Source organism: Kitasatospora sp. NPDC001664 (assembly GCF_053596675.1).
The window spans coordinates 50661-66957 of record NZ_JBSFGS010000016.1 but is presented as its reverse complement, the minus strand read 5'-3'; the positions used below and the strand labels follow the sequence as shown (position 1 = coordinate 66957).

Here is a 16297-nt window from a genome sequence, read left to right as displayed (position 1 = left end):
CCCGTTCAGTGGCGGAGCAGGTACGGCAGCGAGCTGTCGTTGTTCAGCAGCCAGGCCAGGTAGGAGGGGTTGGTCCTGGCCAGCTCCAGGTAGGCCGAGCGCAGGTCGCCGTACAGGCCGTCCAGCGCGCAGCCGCTGAGCGCCCTGGACCGCCAGACCAGCAGCAGCCGGACGCTGAACGGGTCTCCGTGGACCGGGCGGATGACGGTGCCGGGGCCGGGTACCGAGGTGGGTTGGCAGGGGCGGACGGCCTCGCCGGAGGCGACCAGTTCGGCGGCGGTGGCGTTGTCCCGCACCTGCACCACCCGGGGGTTGAGCCCGGCCTCGGACAGGACGCGGCGCAGCGCGGCGTACTCGTGGTCGGCGGTCGGGTCGACCATCCAGGCGTCGGCGGCCAGGTCCTGGAGGTGCACCACGGGGGAGGAGGCCGCCGGGTGGGTCAGGGCCAGTGCGACGAACTGCGGCTCGCGGGCGACCAGGACGCGGTGCCCGGTGCCCTCGGGCAGCCGGAGCGGGAAGCCCTCGCTCTCGTGCACGAAGGCCAGGTCCAGCTGCTCGGCGCCGACCAGTTGGAGCAGGGCGTTGGCGGACACGTCGATCCGGATGGTGGTCTCGGTGTCCGGCAGCCGCTGGTGCACCCGGCGCAGCCAGCCGGCCGCGGCCCGGCTGCCGACGCTGCCGATCCGCAGCCTGGACTGGGCCGGGCCGTCGGCCTCCTGCCGGGCGGCGGCGACCAGGTCGGCCATGTCGGCGACGATCCCGCGGGCCCGGGAGATCACCGAGTGACCGAGCGGGGTGAGCCTGCTGCCGGTCCGCTCGCGGGTGAACAGCCGCCCGCCGATGGCCCGTTCGATCCGGTGCAGCTGGGTGGTGACGGAGGGCTGGGTGGTACCGAGTTGCAGCGCGGCCTTGCGCACGCTGCCGGTGTCGGCGACGGCGCACAGCACACGGAGGTGCCTGACTTCGAGCTCCACAGCGGGAGCATAGGCGGTCGCTGACCTGCACGCCAGGGACATGACACTTGCTGTCAAGCCGGGTGATAGCCCGGTGTTATCTCCGGCTGCCATCATCCGCAGCCCCGGGCCGGTGGCCGAAGCTCTTGGGCACAGCGCAATCCCCCACGCCAAGTCGGCTGCCCCACAGGTGACTTGGCCCCAGGAACTGGAGTCCCCCGCATGCAGCGCTCCATGCTCTCGCTCGCCGCGGCCGCCGCCCTCGCCCTCACCGGCCTGGCCGCCCCGGTCGCAGTGGCCGCACCCGCGCAGCCCTCCGTCGCCCAGTACGCCGGTTCGGCGGCCGAGCAGGCCGACGTCAAGGCCTTCTACGAGGCCGTGATGACCTCGGCGCTGGCCCGGCAGGCGGCCAACCCGTACCTGGCCGCGGTCACCGTGACCTACAACGCCACCTCCGCGCCGACCTTCAAGAACCAGATCGCCAACTCCACCTCGATCTGGAACAGCTCGGTCACCAAGGTCCAGCTGCGCGCCGTCACCGGCACCGCGGACTTCAAGTACTACGAGGGCAACGACTCCCGCGGCTCCTACGCCTCCACCAACGGCCACGGCAGCGGCTACATCTTCCTGGACTACCGCCAGAACCAGCAGTACAACTCCACCCGCGTCACCGCCCACGAGACCGGCCACGTGCTCGGCCTCCCGGACCACTACTCCGGCCCGTGCAGCGAGCTGATGTCCGGTGGCGGCCCCGGCACCTCCTGCACCAACCCCTACCCGAACGCCGCCGAGAAGAGCCGGGTGAACCAGCTCTGGGCCAACGGCCTGGCCGCGTTCAACGCCCAGCAGGCCGCGAAGGCCGCTCGGTGAGCAGGTAGTTGACGTCCGAGGGCCCGGCCTCCGTGCGGTGAGGCCGGGCCCTCGGCATGCCCGCGCTCAGTTCCGGGAGGCCAGCAGCAGCGCCACGTCGTCCGCCCGGTGGGCGGAGTGCCGGGCCTCGCGCAGCAGTTGGTCGGCGAGTCGGTCGAGGTCGGCGGCCGGCCGGTGGGCCAGGGCGCTGCGCAGGCGGTCCAGGCCCTGGTCGATCGGCGCGCCCGGCCGCTCCACCAGACCGTCGGTGAACAGCGCGAGCACCGCCCCCGGCGCCAACTCCAGCTCCGTGCACGGGTACTCGGCCCCGGGATCGACCCCGAGCAGCGGGCCGCCGGGCAGCTCCAGCAGCTCGGTGCGGCCGTCCGGGTGCCGCAGCAGCGGCGGGACGTGGCCGGCCCGCACCGCCTTGGCCCGGCCGGTGGCCGGGTCGAGCCGCAGCAGCAGACAGCTGGCGAGCAGGCCTGGGTCGAGGTCCAGCAGCAGCCGGTTGGTCCTGGTCAGCACCTCGCCGGGCGAGGCGTCGGTGCCGACGAACGCCCGCACCGCGCTCCGGAGTTGGCCCATCGTCGCGGCGGCCCCGACGCTGTGCCCCTCGACGTCCCCGATCACCAGCGTGACGCAGCCGCCGCCCGCGATCGCGTCGTACCAGTCCCCGCCGATCTCCATCCCCCGGGTGCCCGGCAGGTAGCGCGCCGCCACCGCCAGGCCCGCGACCCGCGGCAGCCGGTGCGGCAGCAGCGCCTGCTGCAGGCCCCGGGCCAGCGCGAACTCGGCGTCGTACAGCCGCGCCCGGTCCAGGGCCTGGGCGATCAGCCCGCCCAGTGCCGTCAGCACCGCGCGCTCCTCGCTGCCGAACACCTTGGGCCGCTCGAAGCCCAGGATGCAGCTGCCCACCGGGAGCCCCGAGGCGACCAGCGGCAGGAAGGCCCAGGCCCCCATCTCGTCCTGGGTCAGGCCCGGGTAGGCCGCCTGCAGCTCGTGGGCCGACTCGAAGAACACCGGCGCCCCGCTGCTGAACACCTCAGCACCCGGCACCCGGGCGCGCACCGGGATGCCCTCGAAGGGGTCCAGGAAGCCGTCCGGGTACCCCGACTGCGCGATCAGGTGCATCCGGCCGCCGCGGGCGAGGTAGAGCGCCAGCTCCTGGCCGCCGAACCCGGGCAGGATCTGGTCGATCACGCAGTCGCAGACCTCCTTGACCGTCACGGCCTCGGTGAGCGCGCTGGCCAGCTGGAGCAGGTGGTAGGTGGCGCCGAGGCTGGCCGGGGTGGGTGCGGGTGCGGCCGCCGGGGGAGCGGTGGTGGCGGACGCGGGGGAGCCCGGCGGGCCGGCCGGGGTGATCCGGACCGTCAGGCCGGACGGGTCCGGGTAGAGCGAGAAGGCCAGCCAGTGCCCGGGCGGACGCAGCGCCAGGAAGGCGGTCGGCTGCTGGGCCAGCATCGCGGCCCGGTAGCGGTCCTCGTAGGCCGGCTCGGCCAACCACGTCAGGACCGACCAGGGCTGACGGCCGATCAGCTCCTCCCGGCCGGTGTCCAGCAGCAGCTCGGCGCCGCGGTTCAGATAGCTGACCCGGGCGTCCGGATCGAGCCCCACCACCCCGTCGCGCAGCCGCTCCACCGCAGCCGCGGCCGGGTGCGGGGCCCCCTCGGCGGTGACGGTCAACGGTGTCTCCGGCGGGCCCGGCGGATCGGCGGCGATCGCCGCCGCCAGCCGGTTGGCCGCCGCCCTGAGCTGCCGGCGGGCACCCGGCGGAGGGGTGTACCCGGCGGGCCAGACCACCGCCAGCACGCCGAGGGGGTGACCGTCGGCGCTGACCGGGGTGCAGGCGAAGGCCTGCAGGTGCGGCAGGCCGAGCGCCACCCGGGGGTAGCGCCGCATGGTCTCCTCCGGGTCGGTGAGCATCACCGTCCGCCCGGTCCGGAACGCCTCCGAGGCGGGCAGCGGCGCCGCCACCGACAGGTGCCGGAAGCCGCTCAGCAGCTCCACCGGCACGCCCGCCACCGCACTCAGCACCAGCCCCCGGCGGTCGGCCGAGGGCAGGTAGAGCACGCTCCCGTACGCCGAGGTCGCGCGGACCGCCCGCCGCAGCGCCTCGGCGAGCACGGCCTCGTCGGCCAGACCCTGGCGCATGCTCTTTCTGTACGCCGCCCCCAGGGGGGTGTCAAACCAGGGAGCCCGAGCGGAGGCGCTCACCCCGGGCAACGGGTGGTGGTCACCCCGGGGGGCGCGGGGAACTGCGCGGGGCGGGAGGACGAGACCCGTGTGCCGGGTACGGGGGCTCACTTGCAAGTGGATCTCCGTACCCGGCACACGGGTCTGCTTCTTCCGATTCGCGCAGTTCCCCGCGCCCCTGACCGCCCTCCGGGCGGTCCGAGCGCGGTGGGGGTCAGGTGAGGGTGGTGAGGGCCGCCGCCGCGGTGAGTTCGGTGCGGGCGGCCTCTTCGACGTGGGAGAGGTAGGCGTAGGCGTCCGAGCCGATCGGGATCCGGACGGGGGTCTGCTCGGCGGCGACGATCCGCAGGACCAGGGTGGCGAAGTCGGCCGGGCGGCCGATCTCCGGCAGGTCCTCCATCTGCCGCATGGCGGCGAGCATCGGGTCCACCGTCTCCCGGTAGGCGTCGATCCGGTGGGCGGTCTCGTTCACCGAGGCGCCGTAGTGGGTGGCGAAGCCGCCGGGCTCGACGGCGGTGACCCGGATGCCGAAGCCGGCGACCTCGGCGGCGAGCACCTGGCTCATGCCCTCCAGTGCGTACTTGCCGGTGACGTACGCCCCCAGCCCGGGGATGCCCATCCGTCCGGCCAGCGAGGAGACGTTGACGATGTGTCCGGAGCCGCGCTCGCGCATCCCGGGGAGCACCTCGCGGACCAGCCGCCAGGGCCCGACCACCAGGGTCTCCAGCTGGTCGCGGAGCTCCTGGTCGCCGACCTCCTCGACCGCGCCGAAGAGCCCGTAGCCGGCGTTGTTGACCAGGACGTCGATCCCGCCGAGCCGGTCCTCGGCCAGCGCCACGGCCTCCGTCACCTGGGCCTGGTCGCGGACGTCCAGGGCGGTGGTGAGCAGCCGGTCCGGGTGGCGCTCCCTCAGCTCCTCCAGGGTGGCCGGCTTGCGGGCGGTGGCCAGGACGGTGTCGCCGGCCGCCGCGACCGCCTCGGCCAGTGCCAGGCCGAGGCCAGACGAACATCCGGTGATCAGCCAACGCCGTGCCATGGGTTCCCCCTCGCGTCTGTGGTGACGGCCACGCTCCCAGATCCGGGGCCGGGGCGCTCCGGTTCCGTCCGCCCCGACGGAGGCGAGCGGAAGCGCGCGGGGGGCGCCCACCGCCGAGCCGGAAAGCGCCCCCGATGCGAACGGTTCCGCGCGCGCCCGGCCCGCGTCACTCCGTCGCGGTGAAGAGGTCCAGCGCCCCGTCCCGGACGTCCGCGGCCGGATGGCCGCGCAGTGTCCGGAGCAGGTCTCGCCACTCGCCGGGCCAGCCGTGGCGCCGGCCGAAGAGGGTGGTGAGGCCGAGCGCCTGGAGGCCGGAGCGGTGGCCGCCCCGCGCGGCCAGCTGCCGGACCACGGCCGCCACCGCCGACGGGTCCTCCGGCATCAGCGCCGTGCGCCGCTCCCGGGAGAGCGCGTCCGCGCAGCGCAGGGCCAGGGCCGGCCGCCCCGCGCAGGCCTCCTCCAGATCGGCCAAGCTCCCTGCGAGCACCGCCGGTTCGTCCCTGAGGTCCACCAGGGCGAGCAGCAGCCCGACCCGTAGCGGGGGCTCCTGCCGGAGCAGGTCGGCCAGCGCGGTCACGGTCTCCCGCTGCCAGGGCCGGTCCGGCTGGGGGAGCGAGGTGACCAGCTCCCGCAGGCGCTGCCGGGCCGGGAGGTCGCGGTCCGCCGCAGCGTCCGCGGCCCCGGGAACGCCCGGCGCGCCACCCGGTGCGCCACCCGGTGCGGCCCGGCCCTCCCGGTCGGCGGTGAGCAACGCGGTGACGGTGCGGTGCAGCACGCTGCCCGGCGCGGCCCCGCCCAGCGGGTGCGGCTGCCCGTTCCAGGCCAGCGCGACGGTGGCCCGGACGGCGGCCCGCCAGGTGGTCCGCAGGTCCGGGTCGGCCACCAGGTCCGGGAGCAGCCCGGCCAGTTCGGGGGCGAACCCGGCCCAGCGCGGGAGGCTCTCCAGCCCGGCGGTGGCGACCTCCGGTTCGGTGCTGCGGCAGACCCGGCCGATCAGCGCGGCGTACCGGGCGCGGTGCGCCGCGGCGAGCTGCCAGGGGCCCACCCGGACCAGGGCCTGCTGCGCCTGGGCGGGGCCCTCGGCGGCCTGTTCGAGCAGCTCCCAGACCTCCGGACGCTCCGTCAGCCCGGTCGCGGCCCCGATGGCGGCGGCCAGCGCGTCCGGGTGCTGACCGGGCGTCAGGGCGGCGGTGCGCAGCAGGGCGATCGCCCGGGCCGGCGGCAGGTGGGCGGCGGCCAGCCGGACGGCCTCCTTGCGGGTGGTCACCTTGCCCTCGGTGGTCAGCGGGGCGAGCCGGCGTTCGAGCTCCTCGGGCCGGACGTGGCGGGCGGCCCGGGCGGCGGAGTACATCGCGACCCGGGCCCGGTCGCCGTCCACCCGGGCGAGCAGCGGGGTGAGCGCCCCGGCCGGATCGTCGGTCCAGGGCAGCGCGGCGAGCGCGGCCTCGGCGAGCACCACCTCGGCGGAGTCCAGGTGCGCGAGGGCCAGCAGCCGGCCGTGCACCGGGACGCCCCGGGCCGCGGCGAGCGCCGAGGCCCGCTGATGGACCGGCTGGGTGGTGTCGGCCACCGTGCCGGCCGCGAGCCGGGCGGCGGCCTCCTGCTGACGGGGCGACCAGCGCCCGGCCCGCTCCAGCGGCGGCAGCGGCGCCCGGGTGCCGCGGGGAAGGAAGCGCCCGTACGGCGGGACGGCGGCCAGCAGCGGGTCGAGCAGGTCGGTCCGACGGGTGGTCAGCACCGCCAGCACCGGCGGCAGTACGGCGGCCGAGGGGTCGAGCCGGAGCACGTGCTCCACCCGGCCGTCCCGGGTGGCCCGGTCGTCCAGCCAGTACCGCACGGCGGTGCGGAAGGCGGCGTCGTCGGAGTGCTCCAGCGCGTCGGCCAGCAGGGCCTGGAGCTCGGGCATCCGGTGCGCCCGGCGGCCGAGCGAGCCGGTCAGGGCGAACAGCAGGCGGTGGTGCGGGCCGGGGGCCTCGGCCAGCAGCCAGGGGCGCAGCGCGGCGAGGACCTGGAGCTCCTGGCCCCGGCGCAGGGTGTGCTCCAGCGGGCCGAGGTCGGCGCCGCCGAAGTGCCCGGCGAGCTGCTGAAGGGTGGTCAGCGACCACTCCAGCAGCGGCGATCCGGCCTCGGTGGCGTTCTCCCTGAGCACGCCGACGGCCAGTCTCCGCAGGGCGGTCCTGGTCTGCTGGGAGCAGTCCCGGGCCGTGAGCGCGTCGGTGACCAGCCGGCCCAGTGCGGTCACGTCGGCCGGGGCGAAGAGGCGGGGGTGCAGTTGGGCCAGTGCGCCGAGCGCGGCGGAGCGCACCGGGTCCTGCTCGTTGCGCAGCCGGTCGAGCAGCGGCAGCAGCCGGGCCAGGTCCGCCGGGTCGCCGGAACCGCCCGCGTTGGCGATCAGCAGCGGCCAGGCCTGGGCGCGCTCCTCCGCGGCCGGGCGGCGGGTGGCGGCCAGCAGTTCGGCGCCCACCTCGGCGGCGGGCAGCCGGGCGCGCATGGCCAGCACGCCGAGCCGGCCCTGCCCGGCCGCCTCCCGTCGGTCGGCCTCGGCGCGCGCCCAGGCGTGGCGGCGCTCGCGCGGCAGCAGGTCGAGCTCGGTGAAGCGGGTGAGCTCCAGGCCCTTGGTGGCGGTCTCGAAGAAGGCGCCCCGGCGGCTCGGAGGCAGCGCGCGCAGCAGGGAGAGGAACAGCTGGGGCTGCTCGTACCAGCGGCGGCCGAGCTCGCCGAGCGAAGGGGGATCGGCCAGGACCAGACGCCGCACCAGCGAGCGGGACGGCTGGTGCACCAGGGGCCGTGCGGCCCGGGCCGGGTCGAGCAGCCAGCGGACCACCCGCTCGGCGTCCAGCGCGGCCAGCAGACCGAGCTGCCCGGCCACCTGCCGGGGCAGCGCACCCGGGCCGTACCGCTCCAGCAGCGTGAGCACCCGGGCCGGGTCGACGGGCAGCACGGCGGCCACCGCGTCCGCCCGCCACTGCCACCAGGCGTCACGCAACTGCTGGGTGCGGCCCGCGAGTTCGCGCTCGGCGTGGTCGAGGAACAGGGTGGGGTGACGGCGGGCCAGCCGGGCCGGGCCGTTGCCCGCGTGGGCCAGCTCCGGCAGCAGCCGGGCGACCGTCGCGGGGGAGCAGGCGGGCAGCAGCCGGGCCGCCTCGTCCTCTCCCCACTGCGCGCGCACCCGGTCCACCATGCGGTCGGCCAGCTCCGTCCGCCGTCCGGCCAGCACCGCTTCGGCCAACCGGCCGCGCTCCACGGAGGCGGCGACCGGGTAGGCGCTCTCGATCGCGGCGTCCGGCACCAGGCCCTGCCGGACCGCGCGGAAGGCGTACCGGCGCACCCCCTCGTCCCGGTCGCCCAGCCGTCCGGCCAGCCAGTCGCCCCGGCGGGTGGCCAGGGCGGCCAGGGCCGCGAGGCGCCGCTCGTAGGGCCCGCGCGAGTCCAGCCGGTCGATCAGTTCGGTGAGCGGGCGTTCCGCCAGGCCGCGGGCGAAGCGGGCCACGTACGGGTCCACCTGCGGGGCGGGGAGCGGGTCGACGGCGCGGAGCAGCTGGTCGGCTATGCGGGACATGGCGCCGATTCTGCCGCGTGCGGCCGCCCCCGGACCAACGGAAAACCAGGGGCCGACGGGTGGGGGCGGGTGCCATCATGACCGGTCAACCGGCCCGGTCGGGGCCGGGAGGGACCGGAGCACCTGGAGACGAGCATGGTCAGCGGCACGGCATTGGCGGGGATCGCCCTGGTGGCACTGGGGATGGCACTGACGCCCGGCCCCAATCTGGTCTACCTGGTGTCCCGTTCGGTGCTCCAGGGCCGCCGGGCCGGACTGGTCTCGCTGGCGGGCGTCGGGCTCGGCTTCCTGGTCTACCTGGCGGCGGCGGTGGCCGGGATCGCCACCGTCTTCGCCCTGGTGCCCGGCATCTACCTGACCCTCAAGCTGCTCGGCGCCGGCTACCTGCTCTGGCTGGCCTGGCAGATGCTCCGCCCCGGCGGCCACTCCCCCTTCGCCACCCGGGAGTTGACCCCGGACCGGCCGCGCAAGCTGTTCACGATGGGCTTCGTCACCTGCCTGCTCAACCCCAAGATCGCCATCCTCTACGTCTCGCTGCTGCCGCAGTTCATCGACCCGGAGCGGGGCGGGGTGGCCGTGCAGAGCTTCGCCCTCGGCCTCACCCAGATCGTGGTCTGCCTGGCCAGCGACGCCGCCTTCGTCGTCACTGCCGGTTCGGTCGCGGCCTTCCTGACCCGCCGCCCGACCTGGCAGCGCGTGCACCGCTACGCCATGGGCACCGCCCTGGCCGCGTTCGCGGTCCGGCTCGCCGCCGACCGCTCCCGGGCCGTGGTGGCCGCGCCGTGACGGGCGCCGGGGGCGACCAGGCACGGATCGACCCGCGCGTCGTCGAGGAGCTGCGTTACCTGCTGACCCTGGCGCCGGCCGAAGTCTGTGTGGAGGTCGGCGCGTTCCTCGGGGTCGGGCTCGGCGAGCCGACGGACCCGGACGGCGAGCAGGGCCAGGTGGATTGGCGGCTGGCAACCACCTCCCACCTGCTGCCGTGGGGGGCTGCCCGGTGGTGGATGCTCCGGGAGGACTCGCCCGAGCTCAACCGCATGCTCCGCGAGTGCCAGCGGCTGTCGCCGGGGGTGGTGGCGGACGTCCGGGACGGACTGCCGTTCGGTCCGGGCCGCACCGCACCGCTGCCGGTGCTCCCCAGGCGGGGTCGGTTCCTCGAGCGCGAGCCGGTGCCGCGCCCGGCCGAGGAGCTGATCGCCCGACTGCGGGCGGCCCGGGGCTCCCGGACGTTGAACGGCGCTCGGGTCGCGGCCGGTGAACTCCGGCGGGCCGACTGGCCGTTGGTGGTGGCAGCGCACGCGGCCGAGCCGCTGCCCGGTCGCGCCCGGTGGGCGCTGGCCGAGCAGTTCGAGTGCCCGGCGGAGCTCCGGACCGCCTTCGGCACCCACTCGGTGTACGAGCGGCGGCTGCGCGAGACCGGGGTGACCACCACCTGCGCGGAGCTGGTGGAGCGTCAGGGGCCCGCGCACACCACGCTGCGGGTCCTCGGTGCCGGACGGTGGCTCTTCCCGATCGAGCTGGCTCCGGCCGAGGGGGAGCTCCGTCCGCTGGTGGAGCGGCACTTGGGGGACCGGCCGGAGGCGTGGGCCGCGGCGGCGCGGCTGCTGCCGGTGTACCGCGGCACGGTGGGCGCCCTGCTGGCCACCGCCGGAGCGGCCCGGCCGGGGGAGGCCGTGGTGGCGACCCCGCCCGTTCCGCCCGTTCCGCCCGTTCCGGTTCAGGAGCCCGCGACGGCCGCGTCGAGGCGTGGTGGTCTGCTGGGATGGCTCTTCGGGGCGGCGTGACGGAGCGTCCGGAGGGCTACCAGGCGGCTTCCTGGTAGTCCTTCAGGAAGACCCCGGAGTACGGCTCCCCGGCCTCGCCCCGGACGATCGGGTGGTAGACCCGGGCCGCGCCGTCCACCACGTCCAGTGGGGTGCGGAAGCCGTGGCCGGCCATCCGGGCCTTCTTCGGGGCCGGGTTCTCGTCGGTGATCCAGCCGGTGTCCACCGCGCACATGTGCACGCCCTGCCCGGCGAGTTCGGCCGCGCTGGTGCGGGTGAGCATGTTGAGCGCGGCCTTGGCCATGTTGGTGTGCGGATGGCCCCCGGTCTTGTTGCGGACCGCGAAGCGGCCCTCCACGGCGGTGACGTTGACCACGTAGCGGTGCGGGTGCGGCGAGGCCAGCAGCAGGGGCAGCAGGCGGTCGCAGAGCAGGGCCGGGGCCAGCGAGTTGACCAGCTGGGTCTCCAGCACCTCGGCCGGGTCGAGCTCGCCGAGCCGGGCCGACCAGGAGTTGGCGGGTGCGGTGTCCGGCAGCAGCCCGGCCTCGTCCGCCTCGGGCAGCACCACGCCCGTGCGTTCACCGGCGGTCAGTTCGGCGGCCGGCCAGGCGGCGGTCAGCGCGGGCATCGGCCGGAAGCCGGGGGCCTGCCGGACCGGTGCCCCGGGCGGCAGTGCCTCGGCCTCCCCGGCGGCCAGCAGCGCGTACGCCTCCGGCGGGCGGCGCAGGGTCTGCGCGGCGTTGTTCACCAGGATGTCCAGCGGCCGCCCGTCCCGGCGGAGCTCCTCGCACAGGCCCAGCACCTGGCGCGGGTCACGCAGGTCGATGCCGACCACCGAGAGCCGGTCCAGCCAGTCCGCACTGCCCTCGGCGGCCCGGAAGCGGCGCAGGGTGTCGTGCGGGAAGCGGCTGGTGACGGTCAGTTCGGCGCCGTCCCGCAGCAGCATCAGGGCCAGCTGGAAGCCGATCTTCACCCGGCCCCCGGTGAGCAGCGCGCGGCGGCCCCGCAAGTCGGTGGCCAGGGAGCGGAAGGCGGTGTTGTCGGCCGCGCAGTCCGGGCAGAGCAGGTGGTAGAAGCCGTCCAGCTGCCGGTAGGTGCCCTTGCAGATGTAGCAGTGCCGCGCCCGGTGCAGCCGCCCGGCGGGGGAGCCGGTGCGCTCGGGCAGCGGGGCGTCCTCACGGCGGGTCAGGCCGCCGGTCGCGGTGCTGGCGGTCAGGACGGCGTCGGCGGCGGTCCGGGCCCGGCGGCGGAGCTTGCGGCTCTCGCGGAGGAAGGAGTCGCTGTTCCGCTCGGCCCGCAGCCGCGCCGGGTGGTCCACCGGTAGCCCGCGCAGGCGGCCGAGGGTCCGCTCGAAGGCGGCCAGCTCCTGCTCCGTCAACTCGTCCTGCTGCACAGCCCCGTACCCCTCCTGGAACCCGCGAGGCGGCCGGATTCGAACCGACCTCCTCCTTCATGCCATGAAGGCGCGACTGCCTCTGCGCTACGCCCCGCGGTCCGCGCATGCTAGCTGGTGGGGGCGGCTGGGTGCACGCGAATATGCCTGGTGAGTGTGCGAACTGACGGATCCGGCGAGGCGGTCTTGACCCGGAGTGCACTTCGAGGGGCAGGGTAGGCGACGCACGATCAGCCGTGACCGAAGGAGAGGACAAGCATGCGCAACACCACGCTGGGAGCCGGGGGCCCCGAGGTCGGCGTGATCGGACTCGGGTGCATGGGCATGACCTGGGCGTACGACCCGAACGGACGGGACGACGTGACCTCGGTGCGGGTCCTGCGCGAGGCGCTGGACCTGGGCGTGACCCTGATCGACACGGCGGACGTCTACGGGCCTTTCGACAACGAGGAGTTGGTGGGCAAGGGCCTGGCCGGGGAGTACCGCGAGCGGGCCGTGCTGGCCACCAAGGTCGGCCTGGTGACCGGCCTCGGCGGGGCCCGGGTCGGCACCGACGGGCGGCCCGAGCACGTCCGCGCCTCCATCGACCAGAGCCTGCGCCGCCTCGGCACCGAGTACGTCGACCTCTACCAGCTGCACCGGGTCGACCCGGCCGTCCCGGTCGAGGAGACCTGGGGCGCGATGGCCGAGCAGGTCGCGGCCGGCAAGGTGCGGCGGCTCGGGCTGTCCGAGGTGACGGTGGAGCAGATCCAGCAGGCCCAGGCCGTCCACCCGGTCACCTCCGTGCAGTCCGAGCTCTCGCTCTGGACCAGGGACGCGCTGGCCGAGGTGCTCCCGTACACCGAGGCCAACGGCATCGCCTTCCTGCCCTTCTCCCCGCTCGGCCGCGGCTTCCTGGCCGGCCGCTTCGGCTCCACCGCCGACCTCCCGGCCGACGACTGGCGCTCCACCCTCCCGCGCTTCCAGGCCGACGCGCTGGCCGCCAACCAGGCGCTGGTGGAGACCGTCCGCCGGATCGCCGCCCGGCACGACGCCACCCCGGCCCAGGTCGCCCTCGCCTGGGTGGTCGCGCAGGGCAGCCTGGTCATCCCGATCCCCGGCACCAAGACGCCCAAGTACCTGGCCGACAACGCCGGTTCCGCGGACCTCGCGCTCACCGCCGAGGACCTCGCCGAGCTCGACGCCCTCCCGGCGCCGGTCGGCTCGCGGTACTGACCGGCCGCTGACCCGCCCTCAGGCCCGGCCGCCCTCGCGGCGGCCGGGCTTGCCCCGCTCCACCCCGCACGCTTGCATGGGCGGATGCCTCCACGCGTCCTCTACCTCTTCGGCACCGCCGCCTTCCCCGTGCTCGGCGTACGCACCGTCATCGAGCAGGCCCAGGCCCGCGGCTGGGACGTCTGCCTCGGTCTGACCCCGACCGCCGCCGACTGGCTCCGGCCCGAGATCCCGGCCCTCACCGAGCTCACCGGACACCTGGTCAAGAGCCGCTACCGCCGCCCGGGCGAACCCGACCTGCTGCCCCCGCCCGACGCCATCCTGTTCGGCCCGGCCAGCTTCAACTCGCTCAACTCCCTCGCCCTCGGCCTCACTTCCTCCTGGGTCGTCGGCTACACCGCCGAGGCCCTCGGCAAGGGCGTCCCGGTCACCGTCCTGCCCTGCGTGAACGACGCCCTCGCCGCCCACCCGCAGTACCCGCGCAGCCTCGCCACCCTCCGCACCGCCGGCGCCCGCATCCTCACCTCCGGTGGCGACCTGCCATGGTCCGAGGCCCTGGATGCGGTCGGTGGCCCGTAACGGGCCGGTTCTCTCATATGCTCTCGGGGGAACAACATCCACATCACGAGGAGCAGAGCAATGAGCGAGAACGTCTACTTCGACGTCACCGCCGACGGCGAGGACCTTGGCCGCATCGTCTTCAAGCTGTACGACGACGTCGTCCCGCAGACCGCGAAGAACTTCCGCGAGCTGGCGACCGGTCAGCACGGCTTCGGCTACAAGGAGTCCACCTTCCACCGGGTCATCCCGGCCTTCATGCTCCAGGGCGGCGACTTCACCCGGGGCGACGGCACCGGCGGCAAGAGCATCTACGGCGAGAAGTTCGCGGACGAGAACTTCACCAAGAAGCACGACCGCCCGGGCCTGCTCTCGATGGCCAACGCCGGCCGCAACACCAACGGCTCGCAGTTCTTCGTCACCACCATCGTGACCGACTGGCTCGACGGCAAGCACGTCGTCTTCGGCGAGGTCGTCGAGGGCATGGACGTCGTCAAGGCGATCGAGGGCTTCGGCAGCCAGTCCGGCCGCACCTCCAAGAAGATCGTCATCAAGGACTCCGGCACCGTCTGAGCCCGATGACACCCACGTCCCGGGGCCGCACGGCCCCGGGACGGGGATCGTCACCGGCCCGGACGGGAGTCCAGGGCCGCGACGACGGTGGAGTGGAACCTCTCGACCGCGGTGTCCACGCTGCGGATGAAGCCGGACTCGGCGTTGCCACGGGTGTTGCCGACGCTCTTCACGAGGGAGAGGCGGAAGCCCGTGGGACGGGAGCCGTCCTTCGGGAGGAGGTCGCCGGGCTCGGGGCGCAGGCGCTCCAGGGTGCCGCGCGGGCCGGGGGACGCGCCGTCGGTGAGCGTCTCGACGTGCAGGTCGGCCGGGGCGTCGGCGAGCTGCTTGACCAGGCGCTTGGCGAGGCTGAGCGGGTAACCCTGGTCGGGGGCGGGGATCTCGACCGAGGTGCGGAGCTTCCCGGCACGCAGGTCCGCGACGATCGTCAGGTTCCCCGGGGCCTCGTCGATCCGGATCTCGGCCTGCAGGCGTCCCTCGGTGGCCAGCCGGTCGGCGGAGGCGGTGAGACGGCTGAGCGCGTCCTCGCCGCGACGGGCCCGCTTGACCACCGGGAGGACGCGGACACCGAGTTCGCCGCCGAGTTCGAGGCAGACCTGCCGGGTGAGGCGCTCCCAGCTCTCGACCACCTGGACGGCCCGCGGGTCGCCGGGGGTCAGGAGGTCGGCCTCGATCTCCTTGCGCACCGGCACCCAGGCCGGGCCCATGTTCTGGAAGCCGTGGCAGCCCGAGTTCTCGTGCTGGAGGTAGTGCAGCAGCTCCTGGAGCAGCCAGGCGTGCGCCTGGTCCTTGACGCCCTCGTGGCGGATCAGCATCTTCGCCTGGTGGGTGACCTCGGCCCAGGAGAGGTGCCAGAGACCGACCTTGTGCTTGCGGCGGCCGTCTATCTTCACGGTGACCAGCGGACGGCCCTCCAGGGCGACGTCGTTGGAGATCGTGATGACGGCTTCGTAGCCCCGGCGGGCGGCGATGTCCATGTAGTCCTGGACCTGCTCGGGCTTCAGGGGATTGCCGTTGGTCTTGCACTCGACCAGGGCCGTCCACAGCTTCCCGGCGCGCTCGACCCGGATCACGCCGTCGGGGCGCTTCGGGGTCTCCCCGTGCGGGAGTTGGACCTCGGTGAAGGTCTCCATCCGCCCGGACGGAGCGCCGAAGGCCGCGGTGAGGCGGCGGCCGAACTCGGGCACCTGGGCCATCACGGAGAGCAGGACGGAGGTGGCCCGGACCTCGCGCTCGTGGTCGTTCTTGAGCGAGGTCGCGGGGAAGAGACGGGCCGCGTGCCAGGAGTCGTTCTCGGCGAGGGACTTCTTGGGCTCCTTGGGCAGCGTCACCTTCTTGCGGGCGGTCCGCAGCCGCTTGGCGGCCGGGGCCGGGCCGGACGGTGCCTCGGTGGCGGTGGCGGTGGCGGCGGGCGGCAGCTCCTCCGCAGGGGTGGCCGCAGGCTCGTCCAGCGGAGCCGGCGGCAGCTCCTCGGCGGCGCTGTCGTCCTCCTCGATGTCGATGCCGAAGTCGGTGGCCAGTCCGGCCAGTCCGGTGTCGTAGCCCTGGCCGATGGCGCGGAACTTCCACTCGCCGGCCCGGCGGTAGATCTCGCCGAAGACGAAGGCGCTCTCGGTGTCGGCGTCCTCGATCGCGAAGGCCAGCAGCTGCTCGCCGGAGGCGTCGGCGAGCCCGAGGCGAAGGTCCTCCAACTGACCGAAGGCGGCCCGCTGGTGACGGCTCGCCGCGATCACGATCCGGTCGACGGCGTCGGGCAGGACGGAGAGGTCGAGCTGGATGCGGTCCTCGGTGCCGCGCTCCGTCAGGTGCTGGCCGAGGAGCTGGACGCTGCCGTCCGCGGCCGCCGGATTGTTGTAGAAGAAGAAGTCGCCGTTGCCCCGGACCTTGCCGTCCGGCGTGAGGAGCAGCACGGAGACGTCGGCGTCGCCCTCGCCGGTGGGGCTGCTCCAACCGAGACTCACGATGAACGAGTCGAGTTCGGTCGTCAGGGCGCTCAGGCTGACGTTGGCGCCTTTGAGCATGTCGTGCACGGTTGGGTCCCCCCGGGGAGCCGAGCCACCTCTGGACATGGGAGTGGCCTGAGAAGAGTGGGATGCGCCGACGGCATGTGACTGATCGGCAGCTGGAGCCTACTCTTGTGCGGCTTCCGTGAAGAGGGGATCGACGGGATCCGTGCGTGCGCCATCCGTCGCAGGTGGGAGC

12 protein-coding genes and 1 tRNA gene are annotated in these 16297 nt (G+C 74.7%); 6 read left to right on the top strand and 7 right to left on the bottom strand.

Going from position 1 to position 16297, the window contains the following annotated elements; all coding sequences use genetic code 11:
- Positions 1 to 5: 5 nt before the first annotated feature.
- Positions 6 to 974 (bottom strand): LysR family transcriptional regulator, encoded by a 969-nt coding sequence (locus ACWCYY_RS22990; RefSeq protein WP_345286762.1) that lies wholly within the window; start codon positions 972 to 974, stop codon positions 6 to 8.
- A 201-nt stretch (positions 975 to 1175) separates the two neighbouring features.
- Between ACWCYY_RS22990 and snpA the strand changes: the two genes are divergently transcribed.
- Positions 1176 to 1823, top strand: coding sequence for a snapalysin (snpA, locus tag ACWCYY_RS22985; RefSeq protein WP_345286760.1), 648 nt, complete (start codon positions 1176 to 1178; stop codon positions 1821 to 1823).
- Between the two features lie 66 nt (positions 1824 to 1889).
- Here snpA and ACWCYY_RS22980 read toward each other — a convergent pair whose 3' ends face one another.
- From ACWCYY_RS22980 to ACWCYY_RS22970, 3 genes are all read right to left on the bottom strand, one after another.
- Entirely contained in the window at positions 1890 to 3956 is a 2067-nt protein-coding gene (locus tag ACWCYY_RS22980) for a SpoIIE family protein phosphatase (RefSeq protein WP_449797070.1), read from the bottom strand.
- A gap of 256 nt (positions 3957 to 4212) precedes the next feature.
- Complete coding sequence (locus tag ACWCYY_RS22975; RefSeq protein WP_345286756.1) at positions 4213 to 5034, bottom strand: SDR family NAD(P)-dependent oxidoreductase; 822 nt, start codon at positions 5032 to 5034, stop codon at positions 4213 to 4215.
- Positions 5035 to 5200: 166 nt separating this feature from the next.
- A complete protein-coding gene (locus ACWCYY_RS22970; RefSeq protein WP_449797069.1) occupies positions 5201 to 8593 on the bottom strand; it encodes a hypothetical protein in 3393 nt (1130 codons plus the stop codon).
- A 135-nt stretch (positions 8594 to 8728) separates the two neighbouring features.
- On the opposite strand from ACWCYY_RS22970, the gene ACWCYY_RS22965 reads away from it, so the two are divergent.
- Both ACWCYY_RS22965 and ACWCYY_RS22960 read left to right on the top strand, forming a co-directional pair.
- Positions 8729 to 9379: a LysE family translocator gene (locus tag ACWCYY_RS22965; RefSeq protein ID WP_345286752.1), complete on the top strand. Its 651-nt coding sequence runs from the start codon at positions 8729 to 8731 to the stop codon at positions 9377 to 9379.
- A complete protein-coding gene (locus tag ACWCYY_RS22960; RefSeq protein ID WP_449797068.1) occupies positions 9376 to 10377 on the top strand; it encodes a hypothetical protein in 1002 nt (333 codons plus the stop codon). The genes ACWCYY_RS22965 and ACWCYY_RS22960 overlap by 4 nt, the downstream gene beginning before the upstream one ends.
- Before the next feature lie 16 nt (positions 10378 to 10393).
- On the opposite strand, the gene ACWCYY_RS22955 is transcribed toward ACWCYY_RS22960, so the two are convergent.
- Positions 10394 to 11749, bottom strand: coding sequence for an SDR family oxidoreductase (locus ACWCYY_RS22955; protein WP_345286748.1), 1356 nt, complete (start codon positions 11747 to 11749; stop codon positions 10394 to 10396).
- A gap of 24 nt (positions 11750 to 11773) precedes the next feature.
- A tRNA-Ala gene (locus tag ACWCYY_RS22950) sits at positions 11774 to 11846 on the bottom strand.
- Between the two features lie 161 nt (positions 11847 to 12007).
- On the opposite strand from ACWCYY_RS22950, the gene ACWCYY_RS22945 reads away from it, so the two are divergent.
- The 3 genes from ACWCYY_RS22945 (at position 12008) to ACWCYY_RS22935 (ending at position 14095) form a co-directional block, all read left to right on the top strand.
- Positions 12008 to 12964, top strand: coding sequence for an aldo/keto reductase (locus ACWCYY_RS22945; RefSeq protein WP_449797067.1), 957 nt, complete (start codon positions 12008 to 12010; stop codon positions 12962 to 12964).
- 84 nt (positions 12965 to 13048) lie between these two features.
- Entirely contained in the window at positions 13049 to 13543 is a 495-nt protein-coding gene (locus ACWCYY_RS22940) for a flavoprotein (RefSeq protein WP_345286744.1), read from the top strand.
- A gap of 60 nt (positions 13544 to 13603) precedes the next feature.
- On the top strand, positions 13604 to 14095 hold the full coding sequence (locus ACWCYY_RS22935; RefSeq protein WP_345286742.1) for a peptidylprolyl isomerase: 492 nt from the start codon (positions 13604 to 13606) through the stop codon (positions 14093 to 14095).
- A gap of 50 nt (positions 14096 to 14145) precedes the next feature.
- Here the strand turns inward: ACWCYY_RS22935 and ACWCYY_RS22930 are convergent, their stop codons facing one another.
- Positions 14146 to 16116 (bottom strand): TerD family protein, encoded by a 1971-nt coding sequence (locus tag ACWCYY_RS22930; RefSeq protein ID WP_449797066.1) that lies wholly within the window; start codon positions 16114 to 16116, stop codon positions 14146 to 14148.
- Positions 16117 to 16297: the final 181 nt, after the last annotated feature.

Bases quoted from the DNA above. Each gene is read 5' to 3' on its own strand.
- snpA (WP_345286760.1), top strand. From the start codon at position 1,176: ATGCAGCGCTCCATGCTCTCGCTCGCCGCGGCCGCCGCCCTCGCCCTC.
- ACWCYY_RS22980 (WP_449797070.1), bottom strand. From the start codon at position 3,956: ATGCGCCAGGGTCTGGCCGACGAGGCCGTGCTCGCCGAGGCGCTGCGG.
- ACWCYY_RS22975 (WP_345286756.1), bottom strand. From the start codon at position 5,034: ATGGCACGGCGTTGGCTGATCACCGGATGTTCGTCTGGCCTCGGCCTG.
- ACWCYY_RS22970 (WP_449797069.1), bottom strand. From the start codon at position 8,593: ATGTCCCGCATAGCCGACCAGCTGCTCCGCGCCGTCGACCCGCTCCCC.
- ACWCYY_RS22965 (WP_345286752.1), top strand. From the start codon at position 8,729: ATGGTCAGCGGCACGGCATTGGCGGGGATCGCCCTGGTGGCACTGGGG.
- ACWCYY_RS22945 (WP_449797067.1), top strand. From the start codon at position 12,008: ATGCGCAACACCACGCTGGGAGCCGGGGGCCCCGAGGTCGGCGTGATC.
- ACWCYY_RS22940 (WP_345286744.1), top strand. From the start codon at position 13,049: ATGCCTCCACGCGTCCTCTACCTCTTCGGCACCGCCGCCTTCCCCGTG.
- ACWCYY_RS22935 (WP_345286742.1), top strand. From the start codon at position 13,604: ATGAGCGAGAACGTCTACTTCGACGTCACCGCCGACGGCGAGGACCTT.
- ACWCYY_RS22930 (WP_449797066.1), bottom strand. From the start codon at position 16,116: ATGCTCAAAGGCGCCAACGTCAGCCTGAGCGCCCTGACGACCGAACTC.